General features: G+C 73.5%; 15 protein-coding genes. 12 read left to right on the forward strand and 3 right to left on the reverse strand.

All coding sequences use genetic code 11. The annotated features are described in order from the left end of the window. The first annotated feature begins 6 nt into the window (after positions 1 to 6). Positions 7 to 1,446: an amino acid permease gene (locus ACIPPS_RS31065; protein ID WP_401439022.1), complete on the forward strand. Its 1,440-nt coding sequence runs from the start codon at positions 7 to 9 to the stop codon at positions 1,444 to 1,446. Here ACIPPS_RS31065 and ACIPPS_RS31070 read toward each other — a convergent pair. Continuing rightward, positions 1,403 to 1,852: an ATP-binding protein gene (locus ACIPPS_RS31070; protein ID WP_401439025.1), complete on the reverse strand. Its 450-nt coding sequence runs from the start codon at positions 1,850 to 1,852 to the stop codon at positions 1,403 to 1,405. The genes ACIPPS_RS31065 and ACIPPS_RS31070 overlap by 44 nt on opposite strands. 296 nt (positions 1,853 to 2,148) lie before the next feature. On the opposite strand from ACIPPS_RS31070, the gene ACIPPS_RS31075 reads away from it, so the two are divergent. Together ACIPPS_RS31075 and ACIPPS_RS31080 are read left to right on the forward strand one after the other, a co-directional pair. Then, positions 2,149 to 2,976, forward strand: coding sequence for an enoyl-CoA hydratase family protein (locus ACIPPS_RS31075; RefSeq protein WP_401439028.1), 828 nt, complete (start codon positions 2,149 to 2,151; stop codon positions 2,974 to 2,976). Positions 2,977 to 2,978: 2 nt separating this feature from the next. Continuing rightward, complete coding sequence (locus tag ACIPPS_RS31080) at positions 2,979 to 5,342, forward strand: bifunctional salicylyl-CoA 5-hydroxylase/oxidoreductase (RefSeq protein ID WP_401439031.1); 2,364 nt, start codon at positions 2,979 to 2,981, stop codon at positions 5,340 to 5,342. Positions 5,343 to 5,345: 3 nt separating this feature from the next. Here ACIPPS_RS31080 and ACIPPS_RS31085 read toward each other — a convergent pair whose 3' ends face one another. Further along, entirely contained in the window at positions 5,346 to 6,161 is an 816-nt protein-coding gene (locus ACIPPS_RS31085) for a PaaX family transcriptional regulator C-terminal domain-containing protein (RefSeq protein ID WP_401439034.1), read from the reverse strand. 9 nt (positions 6,162 to 6,170) lie between these two features. Next, positions 6,171 to 7,814: an AMP-binding protein gene (locus tag ACIPPS_RS31090; RefSeq protein WP_401439037.1), complete on the reverse strand. Its 1,644-nt coding sequence runs from the start codon at positions 7,812 to 7,814 to the stop codon at positions 6,171 to 6,173. Positions 7,815 to 7,933: 119 nt separating this feature from the next. Between ACIPPS_RS31090 and ACIPPS_RS31095 the strand changes: the two genes are divergently transcribed. The 9 genes from ACIPPS_RS31095 (at position 7,934) to ACIPPS_RS31135 (ending at position 15,112) form a co-directional block, all read left to right on the forward strand. Continuing rightward, positions 7,934 to 9,133, forward strand: a complete 1,200-nt coding sequence (locus ACIPPS_RS31095; RefSeq protein WP_401439040.1) for an acyl-CoA dehydrogenase family protein — start codon at positions 7,934 to 7,936, stop codon at positions 9,131 to 9,133. Next, positions 9,130 to 9,528, forward strand: coding sequence for a RidA family protein (locus ACIPPS_RS31100; RefSeq protein ID WP_401439043.1), 399 nt, complete (start codon positions 9,130 to 9,132; stop codon positions 9,526 to 9,528). Before ACIPPS_RS31095 ends, ACIPPS_RS31100 begins: the two co-directional genes overlap by 4 nt. Positions 9,529 to 9,631: 103 nt before the next feature. Beyond that, positions 9,632 to 11,182, forward strand: coding sequence for an MFS transporter (locus ACIPPS_RS31105; RefSeq protein ID WP_401439046.1), 1,551 nt, complete (start codon positions 9,632 to 9,634; stop codon positions 11,180 to 11,182). Positions 11,183 to 11,271: 89 nt separating this feature from the next. Further along, entirely contained in the window at positions 11,272 to 11,772 is a 501-nt protein-coding gene (tpx, locus tag ACIPPS_RS31110; RefSeq protein WP_401439048.1) for a thiol peroxidase, read from the forward strand. Positions 11,773 to 11,959: 187 nt separating this feature from the next. Next, positions 11,960 to 12,907 (forward strand): tetratricopeptide repeat protein, encoded by a 948-nt coding sequence (locus ACIPPS_RS31115; protein WP_401439051.1) that lies wholly within the window; start codon positions 11,960 to 11,962, stop codon positions 12,905 to 12,907. 112 nt (positions 12,908 to 13,019) lie between these two features. Continuing rightward, complete coding sequence (locus ACIPPS_RS31120) at positions 13,020 to 13,460, forward strand: sortase-dependent protein (protein ID WP_401439053.1); 441 nt, start codon at positions 13,020 to 13,022, stop codon at positions 13,458 to 13,460. After that, positions 13,457 to 14,092: a class F sortase gene (locus ACIPPS_RS31125; protein WP_401439055.1), complete on the forward strand. Its 636-nt coding sequence runs from the start codon at positions 13,457 to 13,459 to the stop codon at positions 14,090 to 14,092. Before ACIPPS_RS31120 ends, ACIPPS_RS31125 begins: the two co-directional genes overlap by 4 nt. Further along, positions 14,089 to 14,580: an RNA polymerase sigma factor gene (locus ACIPPS_RS31130; protein ID WP_401439058.1), complete on the forward strand. Its 492-nt coding sequence runs from the start codon at positions 14,089 to 14,091 to the stop codon at positions 14,578 to 14,580. Before ACIPPS_RS31125 ends, ACIPPS_RS31130 begins: the two co-directional genes overlap by 4 nt. Next, positions 14,564 to 15,112: a hypothetical protein gene (locus ACIPPS_RS31135; protein ID WP_401439061.1), complete on the forward strand. Its 549-nt coding sequence runs from the start codon at positions 14,564 to 14,566 to the stop codon at positions 15,110 to 15,112. Before ACIPPS_RS31130 ends, ACIPPS_RS31135 begins: the two co-directional genes overlap by 17 nt. Positions 15,113 to 15,158 lie beyond the last annotated feature (46 nt).

Here is a 15,158-nt window from a genome sequence, read left to right on the forward strand (position 1 = left end):
CCCCGCATGTCCCCGTCCGCGCCGCGGATCAAATCCCCCCAGCAGCTGATCGCCGAATCCGGCGCGGACCTGGAAGGCCATGGCCTCAAGCGCACCATGGGCCTCTTCCAGCTCGTGTGCTTCGGCGTCGGCGCGATCGTCGGCACCGGGATCTTCGTCGGGCTCTCCGACAGTGTCGCCGAGGCCGGCCCCGCCGTCGTGGTCTCCTTCGTCCTCGCCGCGATCACCTGCGTCTTCACCGCCTTCTCCTTCGCCGAGCTGGGCGGTGCGATCCCGGTCTCCGGTTCCTCCTACTCCTTCGCGTACGCGAGTCTCGGCGAGCGGGCCGCCTTCCTCGTCGGCTGGTGCCTGCTCCTGGAGTACGGCGTCTCGGTCTCCGCGGTCGCGGTCGGCTGGAGCCAGTACCTGAACGAGCTCCTCGACAGCCTCGTCGGGCTGCGCCTGCCGGAGGCGCTCTCCGCCGGACCCGGCGACGGCGGCGTGATCAACCTGCCCGCCGTCGTCGTCATCGCGCTCGCCGCCGTGCTGCTGGTGCGCGGGGTCCGTGAGAGCGCCCGGGCGACGGCCGCGATGGCCGTGCTCAAGCTCGGGATCCTGGTCCTCTTCTGCGTGATCGGCTTCACCGCCTTCGAGGACGGCAACCTCGCGCCGTTCGCCACGCACGGCGCGGCCGGGATCACCGCGGGGGCCTCCGTGGCGTTCTTCTCGTACATCGGTTTCGACGCGATCACCACCGCCGGCGAGGAGGTCAAGAACCCCCGCCGCAACATCCCGATCGCCATCCTCGTCTGCATCGGCGTCGTCACGCTGCTCTACTGCGCGGTCGCGCTCTCCGCGATCGGCGCGCTCGGCGCCGACGCCGTCGCCGACAGGCCGGCCGCGCTCTCGCTCGTCGTCGACCAGGTCACCGGGTCCTCCATCGGTGGCGGGATCATCGCCTTCGGCGCGGTGGTCGCGATCGCCTCCGTCGTCCTCGCGGTGATGTACGGGCAGACCCGCATCCTGATGTCGATGTCCCGCGACGGGCTCGTCCCCCGGGTCTTCGAGCGGGTCTCGCCGAAGAGCGCGACGCCCGTGGCCAACACCTGGATCGTGGCGGCCGTCTTCGCGGTCCCCGCCGCGTTCGCCTCGCTCGACGTGGTGGTCGGCCTGACGACCATCGGCACCCTGGCCGTCATGGCCGTCGTCAACATCGCGGTGATCGTGCTGCGGCGCCGCGACCCGGAGCTGCCGCGCTCCTTCCGGGTGCCGCTCCATCCGCTCAGCCCGATCCTCGGGGTCGGCTTCTGCCTCTACCTGATCTGGGGCACGGGCTGGGCGACCTGGGTCCAGTTCGTGGTCTTCCTGGCCGTCGGCGCGCTCGTCTACACGTTCTACGGGCGCCGCAACTCGCGGCTCGCCCTCAGCGCCCCGGCCGACGCTGCGCCGGCACCGCGGGAAGGGTGAACCAGACCGCCTTGCCGTGCGCGGTGGGGCGGTGGCCGCAGTCGCTGCTGAGCGCGCGGATGAGGAGCAGTCCGCGGCCGTGCTCCTGCCAGGGGTCGGGCATCTCGACCGGCCCGGTGCCGATCAGCTCGTGCGGGCCGACCGGGTGCCGGTCGTGCACCTCGACCTGGCAGGCGCCCGGCATCAGCTCGACGACCAGCTCGATGGGGTCCCCGTCGTCCGTGTGCTCCACGGCGTTGGCGACGAGCTCGGCGGTCAGCAGCTCGGCGGTGTCGCTGTCGGCGGGCGCGGCCAGCTCCACCAGGGCGGTGCGGACCAGGGCGCGCGCCAGCGGCACCGCCGCGGTGGTGTGCGGAAGCTCGATGCGCCACGAGGTGCGGGCGGGGGCATCGGGTGCTTCGACCATGGCAGGGTCCGTTCGCCGAGGGCTGGGGGAGGGGGGAGGGGTGTCCCGGGACGTCCTGCTTTCCACCCTACGAAGCGCCCCGGCGCCATTCATGGGCACCCCCTCCTTCGTGGCGGGGCCCGGCGGCCCCAAGGCGCCGGGACCTTCGGCCCCGCACCGGCCGGCGGCGCGCCCCACACCGGCCGGCGGCGCCCCACACCGGCCGGCGGCACCCGCGCCCCGGCATATCGCGTACTCGTGACGACAGTCACGATGCAGTGATACGCTCCGGTGAGGAGGAAGGGAGGGCGTCGCCCATGAGCCCCTTTACCGGCTCCGCACCCCGCACCGAGCGCTGGCGGCATCTGCGCCTGACCGTCGACGACGGCGTCGCCACCGTCACCCTCGACCGCCCCGAGAAGCTCAACGCGCTCACTTTCGGCGCCTACGCCGACCTGCGCGACCTGCTCGCCGAGCTCTCCCGAGAGCGGGCCGTCCGCGCCCTCGTCCTCGGCGGCGAGGGGCGCGGCTTCTGCTCCGGCGGAGACGTCGACGAGATCATCGGCGCCACGCTCGCCCTGGACACCGCCCAACTGCTCGACTTCAACCGGATGACCGGCCAGGTGGTCCGCGCGATCCGCGAGTGCCCCTTCCCCGTGATCGCCGCCGTCCACGGTGTCGCGGCCGGCGCGGGAGCCGTGCTGGCCCTCGCCGCCGACTTCCGGATCGCCGACCCGACCGCCCGGTTCGCCTTCCTCTTCACCCGCGTCGGTCTCTCCGGCGGCGACATGGGCGCGGCGTACCTGCTGCCCCGGGTCGTCGGCCTCGGCCACGCGACCCGCCTCCTCATGCTCGGCGAACCGGTCCACGCGCCCGAGGCGGAACGCATCGGCCTGCTCAGCGAGCTCACCGAGGAGGGCGCCGCCCCGGCCCGCGCCGCCGCGCTCGCGCGCCGCCTCGCCGACGGACCGGCCCTCGCCCACGCCCAGACCAAGGCCCTGCTCACCGTCGAGCTCGACATGCCGCTCGCCGCCTCCGTCGAGCTGGACGCCGCCACCCAGGCGCTGCTGATGAACGGCGAGGACTACGCCGAGTTCCACGCCGCCTTCACCGAGAAACGCGCCCCGAAGTGGCGGGGGCGCTGACCGTGCCCGCGACCGGGGCCCGGCCGGCCCCCGCCGCACCCCTCCGGATCGCCGTCGTCGGCGGGGGTCCCGGCGGGCTCTACGCCGCGGCCCTGCTCAAGCGGCTCGACCCCGCCCGCGAGGTCACCGTCTGGGAGCGCAACGCCCCCGACGACACCTTCGGCTTCGGTGTCGTCCTCTCCGACGAGACCCTCGGCGGCATCGAGCACGCCGACCCCGTCGTGTACCGGGCCCTGCAGAACGAGTTCGTGCGGTGGGACGACGTCCACGTCGGCCACCGCGGGCATCTCCTCACCTCCACCGGCCACGGTTTCGCCGCCCTCGGCCGCCGCCGGCTCCTGGAGATCCTGCACGACCGCTGCGCCGGACTCGGCGTACGGCTCAACTTCCGCACCGAGGCCCCGCCCGCCGCCGAGCTGGCCGCCGACCACGACCTCGTCATCGCCGCCGACGGCGTCCACAGCGCGACCCGCGAGGCCCACGCGGACGTCTTCCGCCCCCAGGTCACCACCCACCGCTGCCGCTACATCTGGCTCGCCGCCGACTTCGCCCTCGACGCCTTCCGCTTCGAGATCGCCGAGACCGAGCACGGCGTGATGCAGCTCCACGGCTACCCCTTCTCCGCCGGCCCGGCACCCGACCACCGGCCCTCGACGGGGCCCGCCGGATCGCCGTATCCGCTCGGAGCCTCCACCGTCATCGTCGAGATGCGCGAGGAGGTCTGGCGGGCCGCCGGATTCGACGAGCTGGACGCGACCGAGTCCACCGCACGCTGCGCCAAGCTCTTCGCCGACGTCCTCGGCGGCCGGCCCCTGCGCTCCCACCGCTCCACCTGGACCGCCTTCCGCACGGTCGTCAACGCCCGCTGGTCCCACGGCACCACCGTCCTGCTCGGAGACGCCGCCCACACCGCGCACTTCTCCATCGGCTCCGGCACCAAGCTCGCCGTCGAGGACGCCCTCGCGCTCGCCGCCTGCGTCGAGGAACAGCCCACGATCGCCGAGGCGTTGACGGCGTACGAGGCCGAGCGCAGGCCGGTCGTGGAGTCCACCCAGCGCGCGGCGGCCGCCAGCCTGCGCTGGTTCGAGGAGATCGACGGCCATCTCGACCAGCCGCCCCGCCAGTTCGCCTTCAACCTCCTCACCCGCAGCCGCCGCGTCACCCACGACAATCTGCGGCTGCGCGACCCCCGGTTCACCGACTCCGTGGAGCGCGACTTCGGCTGCCCGCCGGGCACCCCGCCGATGTTCACCCCCTTCCGACTGCGCGGGCTGACCCTGCGCAACAGGGTCGTGGTCTCGCCCATGGACATGTACGTCGCCGAGGACGGCCTCCCCGGCGACTTCCACCTCGTCCACCTGGGCGCGCGGGCGCTCGGCGGCGCCGGGCTCGTCATGACCGAGATGGTCTGCGTGAGCCCCGAGGGCCGCATCACCCCCGCCTGCACCGGCCTGTGGACCGACGAACAGGCCGCCGCCTGGAGCCGGGTCACCGCCTTCGTCCACACGCAGGCCCCCGGCACCGCGATCGGCGTCCAGCTCGGCCACTCCGGCCGCAAGGGCTCCACCCGCCGCATGTGGGAGGGGATCGACCAGCCGCTCCCCGAGGGCAACTGGCCGCTCACGGCCGCCTCGCCGCTGCCCTACCGCCCCGGCGTCAACCAGGTCCCGCGCGCCCTGGACCGGGCGGGCATGACGGCCGTGCGCGAGGAGTTCGCCGCCGCCGCCCGGCGCGCCGCCGGCTGCGACTTCGACCTCCTCGAACTGCACTGCGCCCACGGCTACCTGCTCTCCGGCTTCCTCTCCCCGCTGACCAACCACCGGGACGACGCCTACGGCGGCCCGCTGGAGAACCGCCTCCGCTTCCCGCTCGAGGTCTTCGACGCCGTACGGGAGGTGTGGCCCGAGGACCGCCCGATGACCGTGCGCCTCTCCGCGACCGACTGGGCGGACGGCGGGACCACACCGGAGGACTCCGTCGAGATCGCGCGCGCCTTCGTCGCCCACGGCGCCGACGCCCTCGACGTCTCCACCGGCCAGGTCGTCCCCGACGAACGCCCCGAGTACGGCCGCTCCTACCAGACCCCGTACGCCGAACGGATCCGAGGCGCGCTCGGTGTCCCGGTCGTCGCGGTCGGCGCGATCTCCTCCTGGGACGACGTGAACTCCCTGCTCCTGGCCGGCCGCGCCGACCTCTGCGCCCTGGCCCGCCCCCACCTGTACGACCCGCACTGGACCCTGCACGCGGCGGCCGAGCAGAACTACCAGGGCCCTGCGGCGCCCTGGCCCGCCCCGTACCGCGCGGGCAGCCGCACACCCCCGGCCGGCCGCACGGACGCCCCGAAGCCGCGGCTCACCCTGAACTGACGGTCAGGACGTCACCGTGAACTCCGCGCCCCGGTCCCGCAGCCGCTCGTGGAGCTCCGCGAAGACCGCCGCCGAGCGGGCGCCCGGCCAGTCCTGCGGCAGCAGCTCCGCCGGCAGGACGGGGTCCGCGTACGGCAGTCGGCGCCAGGAGTCCAGGGCGAAGAGGTAGTCGCGGTAGGCATCCTCCGCCGAGCCGGGCGTGGCCTTCCAGGCCCGCAGCACCGGCTCGTGCGCGGCCAGGAAATCCTCGTGGAGCTTGGCGATCGACGGCAGGTCCCACCAGCGCGCCACCGCCTCCGCCGTCGGCGCGTACCCCAGGTGCGCGCCCCGGAAGAGGTCCACGTACGGGGAGAGCTCAAGCCGCTCCAGGGTGTTCCGGGTCTCCTCGTAGAGCCGCGCCGGGGCGATCCAGACCCCCGGCGCCGCCGTGCCGAAGCCGAGCCGGGCGAGGCGCGAGCGCAGCAGATGGCGCTTGTGACGCTCCGCCTCGGGGACCGTGAAGACGGCGAGGACCCAGCCGTCGGAGAGCGCCGGTTCCGTACGGGCGTAGATCCGGCGGTCTCCGTCGTCCAGGAGCTGGCGGGCGTCGTCCGACAGCACGTAGCCGGCCGCGCCGTCCGCTGTCCGCCGGGGCAGCAGCAGCCCCCGCCGCTTCAGCCGGGACACCGAAGAGCGCACCGACGGCGCGTCCACACCGAGCACCGCGAGGAGGCGGATGAGCTCGGCCACCGGCAAGGGCTCCTCGCCCGGCGCGAGGCCGCGGCCGTACGCGCCGTACAGCGAGACGATCAGGGAACGGGGGGTGTGCTGCTCGGCCACGTGATCACTCTAGGCGGTGTCCTCGGCGCCCGCCCGCAGCCGGAAACGCTGGAGCTTCCCGGTGGCCGTCCGGGGCAGCGCGTCCAGGAAGACGATCTTCCGCGGGCTCTTGTACGGCACCAGCCGGGACCGTACGAATGCCCGCAGCGCCCCCGCGGTCTCCGCGTCGCGCGGCACCCCGTCCCGTACCACCGCGTACGCCACCACGATCTGGCCGCGCAGCGCGTCCTCGTGCCCCACCACCGCCGCCTCGACCACGTCCGGGTGGGCGAGCAGCGCCTCCTCCACCTGGGGGCCCGCGATGTTGAACCCCGCCGAGATGATCATGTCGTCGGCGCGGGCCACGTAGCGGAAGTAGCCCTCGGCGTCGCGGACGTACGTGTCGCCCGTGACGTTCCAGCCCCGGTGGACGTACTCGCTCTGGCGCGGGTCGGCCAGATACCGGCAGCCGACCGGGCCGCGCACCGCGAGCAGCCCCTCCTCGCCGTCCGGGAGCTCGGCGCCCGAGCGGTCCACCACCCGCGCCTGCCAGCCGGGGACCGGTCGCCCCGTGGCGCCCGGGCGGATGTCGCCGTCGGCCGCCGAGATGAAGATGTGCAGCAGCTCCGTCGCCCCGATGCCGTTGATGAGCTTCAGGCCGGTGCGCGCGTGCCAGGCGTCCCAGGTCGCGGCCGGCAGGTTCTCGCCCGCCGACACGCAGCGGCGCAGCGAGGCCAGCACGGCGACGTCGTGACCGCCGTGCCGGTCGATCTCCTCCAGCATCACCCGGTACGCCGTCGGCGCGGTGAACAGCACCGACACCCGGTGCGCGGCGATCGCCTCCAGCAGCTGCTTGGGGCCCGCCTGTTCGAGCAGCACCGCGCTCGCCCCGGCCCGCAGCGGGAAGAGGACGAGTCCGCCGAGCCCGAAGGTGAAGCCGAGGGGCGGGGAGCCGGCGAAGACGTCGTCCGGCTCGGGGCGCAGCACGTGCGCGGAGAAGGTGTCGGCGACGGCGAGCACGTCCCGGTGGAAGTGCATGCACCCCTTGGGGCGCCCGGTGGTGCCGGAGGTGAAGGCGATCAGGGCCACGTCGTCGGCGGCGGTCTCCACCGCCCGGTAGGTGCCCGGCGCGGCGGCGGCGCGGGCGAGCAGGTCGTCCGGGGCGTCGCCGCCGAAGGCCGTGATCGCGAGCCCCGGCACCTCGGCCTCGACCAGGTCGTCCACCGTCCGGACGTCGCAGAGCGCGTGCGTGCAGCGGGCCATCTCGCACATGACGGCCAGTTCCCGGCTGCGCTGCTGGGCCAGGACGGTGACGGCGACGGCGCCGGCCTTCATCACCGCCAGCCAGCAGGCGGCCAGCCAGGGGGTGGTCGGGCCGCGCAGCAGCACCCGGTTGCCGGGCAGGACACCGAGCTCGGCGGTGAGGACGTGGGCGATCCGGTTCACCCGCTCGCTCAGCTCGCCGTACGTCCAGACGGCGCCGTCGCCGTCCCGGAAGGCCGGGCGCTCGGCGCCGAAACGTTCCATCGTGCGGTCGAGCAGCTCGGTGCCGCAGTTGAGCCGCTCCGGGTAGGCGAGCCCCGGCAGATCGAAGAGCAGCCGGGGCCACTGGTCGGCGGGTGGCAGATGGTCGCGCGCGAAGGTGTCGTGGTGGGCCGAGGGGGTCAGCTCCATGAGTTCGTCCCCTTGTCGTGGTGGGGTCGCCCCACGAGCGTATCGTGATGGTGACGACAGTCAACGGTGCGCGATAGAAGTGATGTCGGAGAGCGAGACAGAGGGAGACAGGGGTCCGAATGTCCGTATTCTCACTCGATCCACAGCAGACCACCCGCTGCGCGGAGCTTCGCGCGCTGGCGGCCGAACGGCTGCGACCGCTCGCCGACAAGGGCGAACCCGGCCGCGTCAACCGCCCCCTCGTGGCCGCCCTCGGCGAGCACGGTCTGCTCGCCGGGCTCTTCGACGCGGGCGCCCTCGGCCTCTGTCTGCTCCGGGAGTCCCTCGCCCACGCCTGTACGGAGGCCGAGACCGCCCTCGCCCTCCAGGGCCTCGGCGGCCACCCCGTCGCCGCCTTCGGCAGCAGCGAGCAGCGGGCCCGCTGGCTCCCCGAGATCGTCGCGGGCCGCGCCGTCGCCGCCTTCGCGCTCAGCGAGCCCGACGCCGGCTCCGACGCGGCGGCGCTCGCCCTGGAGGCCCGCCCGGACGAGGCGGGCGGCTGGCGGCTGCACGGCGAGAAACGCTGGATCTCCAACGCCCCGGAATCCGACTTCGCCACCGTCTTCGCCCGGACCACCCCCGACGCGGGCGCCCGGGGCGTCACCGCCTTCCTCGTCCCCGCCGACCGGCCCGGCCTCTCCGGCAGCCCCCTGGACATGCTCGCCCCGCACGCCATCGGCACCCTGGTCTTCGACGGAGTCCCGGTCGGCCCCGCGGACCTCCTGGGCGAGCCCGACCAGGGGTTCCGCGTCGCCATGACCACGCTCAACCGCTTCCGGCCCAGCGTCGGCGCCTTCGCGGTCGGCATGGCCCAGGCGGCATTGGACGCCACCCTCGCCCACACCGCCACCCGAGCGGCCTTCGGCGGCGTGCTCGGCGACCTCCAGGCCGTCGCCCACCAGGTCGCCGAGATGGCCACCCGTACGGAGGCCGCCCGGCTCCTCGTCTACGCGGCGGCCGCCGCGTACGACGCCGGGGCGGACGACGTGCCGCGCCGCGCGGCGATGGCGAAGCTGCTCGCCACCGAGACGGCCCAGTACGTCGTCGACGCGGCCGTCCAGCTGCACGGCGCACGCGCGCTGCAACGGGGCCACCTGCTCGAACACCTCTACCGGGAGGTGCGTGCCCCACGCATCTACGAAGGCGCCACCGAGGTCCAGCGCACGATCATCGCCAAGGAGCTGTACAAGGAGCTGCACAAGGCCACAGCGCTCGACGAAGCCCCCTCGGAGCGGGGGCGCGCCGCCGAGCCCCGCCGCCCCCAGGAGGCCACGGCATGAGCCTGCACCGGCACAACCCGGCCGAACTCTCGCCGCCCACCGGCTTCTCCCACGCCGTCACGGCCAGCGGCTCCCGACTCGTCCTCCTCGCCGGGCAGACCAGCCTCGACCGCGAGGGCAAGGTGGTCGGAGAGACGCTGCCCGAGCAGTTCGAGACCGCCCTGACCAACCTGCTCACCGCGCTCCGCCACGCCGGCGGCTCCCCGGCCGACCTCGCCCGCGTCACGGTCTACGCCACCGATGTCGCCGACTACCGGCGCCACGCCTCCGAACTGGGCCGGATCTGGCGGCGGTTGGCGGGTCGGGACTACCCGGCGATGGCCGTGATCGGTGTCGTACGGCTGTGGGACGAGCAGGCGCAGGTGGAACTGGACGGCCTCGCCGTCCTGGAGTGAGGCCGCCCCGCTTGATCAACTGGAGAGTCGCAGGACCCGGGCTTAGTGTCGAAAGGTGGACTGACCGGCCCACAGCGCCTCACGGAGCGAGGGCGCGATGCCCATGAGTACACCGAACCCGACGCCCCACCCGGCACCGAGCACGACGCCCGGGAAGAGCCGAGACGGAAAGGGCATAGCCCTCTTCCTCATCGCCTCCTGCCAGCTGATGGTCGTTCTCGACATCACGATCGTCAACATCGCGTTGCCCCACATCCAGAGTTCGCTGGAGTTCTCGACCACGAGCCTGTCGTGGGTGGTCAACGCCTACACGCTGACCTTCGGCGGACTGCTGCTGCTCGGCGGACGCGCCGGTGACATCCTCGGCCGGCGCCGCGTCTTCGTCTTCGGCATCCTGCTCTTCGGCTTCGCCTCGCTGCTCTGCGGACTGGCCCAGAACGACTGGCAGTTGCTCGCGGCCCGGGCCCTGCAGGGCGTCGGAGGCGCGATCGCCTCGCCGACCTCGCTCTCCCTGATCACCACGAACTTCGAGGAAGGCCCGGAACGCAACCGGGCGTTCGGCGTCTTCGCGGCCGTCTCAGCGGGCGGTGGCGCGATCGGCCTCGTCGCCGGCGGACTGCTCGTCGAATGGCTCGACTGGCGCTGGATCTTCTTCGTCAACGTGCCGATCGCGCTGCTCATCGCGCTCCTCACGCCCCGGCACATCAAGGAGTCCGAACGCCACCCCGGCCACTTCGACTTCACCGGAGCGCTCACCTCCACCCTCGGCATGGTGGCGCTGGTGTACGGCTTCATCCGCGCCTCCCAGGAGGGCTGGCGCGACCCGTGGACGCTGGCCTCGTTCGGCGCGGCCGTCGTCCTGCTGATCCTGTTCATCCTGGTGGAGCGGCGCTCCCGGCAGCCGATCACCCCGCTGCACATGTTCGCCGACCGCAACCGGGCGGGCACGTACGCGATCATGCTCTGTCTCGCCGCGGCGATCTTCGGGATGTTCTTCTTCCTGACGCTCTGGGTCCAGGACGTCCTGCACTTCAGCCCGTTGACCACCGGCCTCGCGTTCCTGCCCGTCAGCGCGATCATCGCCGTCGGCGCCGGGACTGCCTCCCAGCTGCTGCCCAAGTACGGGCCCAAACCCTTCATGGTGGTCGGCTCGCTGCTGGCCGCGGCCGGCCTCTCCTGGCTGACCCTGACCGACATCGACTCCACCTATCTGGGCAGCATCCTCGGGCCGATCCTGGTCTTCGGCATGGGCATGGGCCTGATGTTCGTCTCGCTGACCATCATGGCGCTGTCCAACGTGGCGCCGCGGGAGTCGGGAGCCGCGTCCGGGCTGCTCAACGCCACCCAGCAGGTCGGTGGTTCGCTCGGGCTCTCGATCCTGGTGACCGTCTTCGGCACCGCCAGCCGCAACGAGGCGAAGGTGCAGGTCCCCGCCTTCCTCTCGCAGGCCGGACCGCTGGAGAAGGCCGAGTTCGCCAGGACCGGGCAACTGCCCCCGCCCTACGCCGACCAGGTGCTCACCTCCGGCGTCTCCTCCGGCTTCATCACGGCGGCCGCCTTCGCCATCGTGGCGTTCTTCGTCGCCGTCTTCGTGATCCAGGTCCGGCCCTCGGACATCGAACGCCTCAAGGGCGGCATGCCGCCGCCCGGCTGACCCGTGGCCATGGTGGCGGGCCGTGCCGGCGAGTGACGCGACGTACGATCGGGGACGTTGTCGTACTCACTCTCCGAGGGAGATCTCCCATGGCCCAGATCGCGTTCAAGGGCAACCCCGTGCAGGTCAACGGCGAACTGCCCGCCCCCGGCAGCATCGCCCCGGCGTTCTCGCTCGTCGCCAAGGAGCTGACGGACAGCACGCTGGACGAGTTCGCCGGTCGTCGCAAGGTGCTGAACATCTTCCCCAGCGTCGACACGGGCGTCTGCGCCGCCTCCGTCCGCGCCTTCAACGAGAAGGCCGCCGACCTGGACAACACGGTCGTGCTCTGCATCTCCGCGGACCTGCCCTTCGCGCAGGCCCGCTTCTGCGGCGCCGAGGACCTGCGGAACGTGAAGACGCTCTCGACCCTGCGCGGCCGTGAGTTCCACACCAACTACGGCGTCGAGATCGCCGACGGCCCGCTGGCCGGCCTGACCGCCCGCGCGGTCGTCGTCCTGGACGAGAACAACGAGGTGCTCCACTCGGAGCTCGTACCCGAGATCGCCACCGAGCCCGACTACGAGGCGGCGCTCGCAACCCTGAAGTGACCCCGGGAGGGGCGGGGGCCGTGCCCCCGCCCCTCGCGACGCTCCCACGACCGTGGGGTGAACTCTGGCGGAAGGTTCGATCCAGGGCGATTCGCAGGGCGCCGGCGCCGGGGATAGTGGTCCCGGTCAGCTGGTTTTCCTCCGACTTCCCGCGATGGCGGGGCCGGGGCGTTCGTGTGGGGGTTCGATGGCGAGATGGGATGCGGTCAGGGTCCGGCAGGGTCTCGTCGACAGCTGTTCCGCCGCGGAGCAGGCCGGTGACCAAGCCCTGCGCAGAGGCAGGCCGCGCGAGGCACGGCGGCACTACGAACGGATGCTGGCGGAGTCGATCCGGCTCGCCGAGCAGTTCCCCGACCTCTCCACCCGGCGGGACCTGAGCGTCGCGTTCCACAAGTACGGCGACTTCTGGGCCGGTGCCCACCGCCTCGACCAGGCCGCGCAGGCGTACGCGGAGGGCCTGGCCATCGCCGGCCGGCTGCGCGAGGAACACCCCGACGACATCCGCCTGCTGCGGGACCTGAGGTTCGGCGAGTTCAAGATGGGCGAGACCGCCCTGAGGACCGGCGGGGCCGCCGCCCTGCACACCGCGCACGACCACTTCACGACGGCCCTCTCCCTCGCCGAGCACGTGGTGGAGAGCGAGCCGCACCACCCGGGGGACCGCCGCGAACTGGGCGTCGTCCAGGAGCACCTCGGGCTGCTGGCGACCGAACGCCAGGAGTTCGACGAGGCCGCCGAGTGGTACGCCCGCGCCCTGGCCGTACGCCGTGAACTGGCGGCCGAACTCCCCGGCGACCCCCGAGCCCGCCGCGACCTCGGCGTCCAGTACGAACGCCTCGGCGACCTGGCCCTGCGCCGCCGCGACCTGGAGGCGGCCCGCGCCCACTACGACGAGTCCCTCTCACTGCGCCGCTCTCTGCTCGGCGACGACCCTCGCGACCTGGCGACCCAGCGGGACCTGAGCATCGTCTGCGAACGCCTCGGCGACGTGGCCCTCCTCACCGACGGCCCGGAGCAGGCCCGCCCGTGGTACGACGACAGCTTCGCCATCCTGGACGCCGCCTACGGTCCCCGGCACCCGGAGACCCGCACCCTCCGCAAGAAGCTCCGCAGCCGGCCGACCGCCCCGAACTGATACCGGCGAAATCGCCACACAACGACTTTGCCATCTCTTTACAACGGAACCCCCCGCTGCCTCGTCTCTCTCCTCGATCCACCGCAACACCCCCTTGAGAAGAGAGCGACACATGCGCCGAACACTCCTCAGTGCCCTGGCACTCACCTGCACCGCACTGGCGGCGGGCACCGCGCCCGCCCTCGCCGACGCCCCCAAGCCGGCCCCGGCGAGCACCCCGGCCGCCACGAGCGCCCCGGCCGCCCCGGCCGCCGCGAGCACCCCGGCCCCGGCGAGCACCCCCGCTCCCACGGGCGCCCCGGCCACGGCCGAGCCGTCCGCGGCCCCCGCCGCACCCTCCGAGGTCGCCGCCACCAGGAGCCCCACCTCGCCTCCCCGCCCCGGCCAGGTCGCCGTCGTGCCCAGCGGCGCGCCCGACACCGGTGACGCCACGCCCGCGTCCGCGAACTCCGGAGCCCAGGCCGGGCTGATCGGCGGCGCCGCCGCCGTGGTGCTCGCCGGTGGCGGCGCCGCGTTCGTCCTCGTACGCCGCCGGCAGGCAAACGACGCATGACCTCCCTCTCCAGGCGCGCCTTCGCCACCCTCGCGACGGCGTCGCTGCTCGCGAGCTGCGGCTCCCCGACGACGAGCCGGGGCACGACCGCACGCTCGCCGAGCACGCCCCCTCCTACCCCGCGAACGCCCCCGAACCCGGCGCGGCCGCCCGGCCGTTCGGTCCCGGTCGGCCTGCGGATCCCGGCCATCGAGGTCGACACCCCGCTGATGCGGCTGGGTCTTGCCCCGGACGGCAGCGTGGAGGTACCGCCGATCGCCGCGGACGACCTGGCGGGCTGGTACCGGCATTCGCCGACGCCGGGTCAGGTCGGCCCGTCGGTGATCCTCGGCCATGTCACGGTCGGCGCCTGGGGTGACGGGGTCTTCCGTCACCTCGCGCGGCTGCGGCGGGGCGAGCGGATCGAGGCGCGCCTGGAGAACGGCACCACGGCGGTCTTCACCGTCGACGAGGTGCGGACGGTCGCCAAGGCCGCCTTCCCCTCCGACGCGGTCTACGGGAACGTGGACCGCCCCGAGCTGAGACTCATCACCTGCGGCGGCCCCCGCACCGGCGACGAGTACCGTGACAATGTGATCGTCTTCGCCGCGCTGTCGTCCGACAGCCCCGATCACGACCGTGGAGAGCGGTGAAACGGTCCCGCGAGAAGGCGGCGTCCGAGCTGTTCGCCGCCCTCTATCCGCGCCTCGCCGGCTGGTGCCGACGGCTCGTCGACGACGACGAGACGGCACACGAGATCGCGTCCGAGGCGTTCACCCGGCTCTGGGCCCGCTGGACCTCCGTCGCGGAGCCCCAGGGATTCCTCTACGTGACGGCGGCCAACCTCGTCAGGGACCACTGGCGCAAGCTCGAACGGGAGCGGAGGGCCGTGCACCGCGTCGGCGTCGAAGTCACGGTCGGCCCCCGGGTCGAACCTCCCGACCCTTCCGTACGGCTGCTGGTGCAGTCGCTGCCGGAACGACTGCGCGTCCCGATCCTGCTCCACTACTACGCTGACATGTCGATCCGGGAGGTGTCCGTGCTCACCGAGCGCAAGGAGGGAACCATCAAGGCCGACCTCCACGCGGCCCGAGAACTGCTCCGCGCCCACTTGGGGAGAAGCCTTGATCGCGCACTCTGACGAAGGGCCGGACGTCGAACCCGGTGACCCCCTCGCCGTCCTCCTGCGCCCGTCCGCCACCGACCTCGGCCCGCCCGCCGGGCGTTACGAGGCGATCCGCCGTGCGGCGGCCCGCCGCAAGCTCCTGCGCGCGGCGGCCGGCGTCGGCGCTGCGTGCGCGGTCGCCGCCCTGGTCGCGCTGCCGTTGCACCTCACGTCCGGCGGGGCCCCCGTCACCCCGACGGTCCCCCTCGCCCCGCCCCCGGCGACAAGCTCCCCGCACGAGCCCACCCGTTCGGCCTCCCCGCAGGACCCCACCCCTCCGACCGCATCGGAGGAAGCCACCCGCACGGCCCCACCGCGGGAGCCCACCCCCAGGGCCACCCCGGAAGGGCCCACACCTACGACCACTCCGGAGGAGCCCGCCCGGACGGCCTCGCCGGGCCAGGCCCGCCCCACCCCCACCGCACCCGCCACCACCGGCCCCCAGGCCGACCCCGGGTCGGCGCCCCGCACCCCGCTCCCCTCGACACCCCCGTCCCCTCGCGGTTGAGCGGGGGGCGGGGGGAGCGGAGGGAGCCGGGGGAGTCGAGGCAGGG

It is taken from the genome of Streptomyces sp. NPDC090127 (assembly GCF_044746945.1).
Lineage (GTDB): Bacteria > Actinomycetota > Actinomycetes > Streptomycetales > Streptomycetaceae > Streptomyces.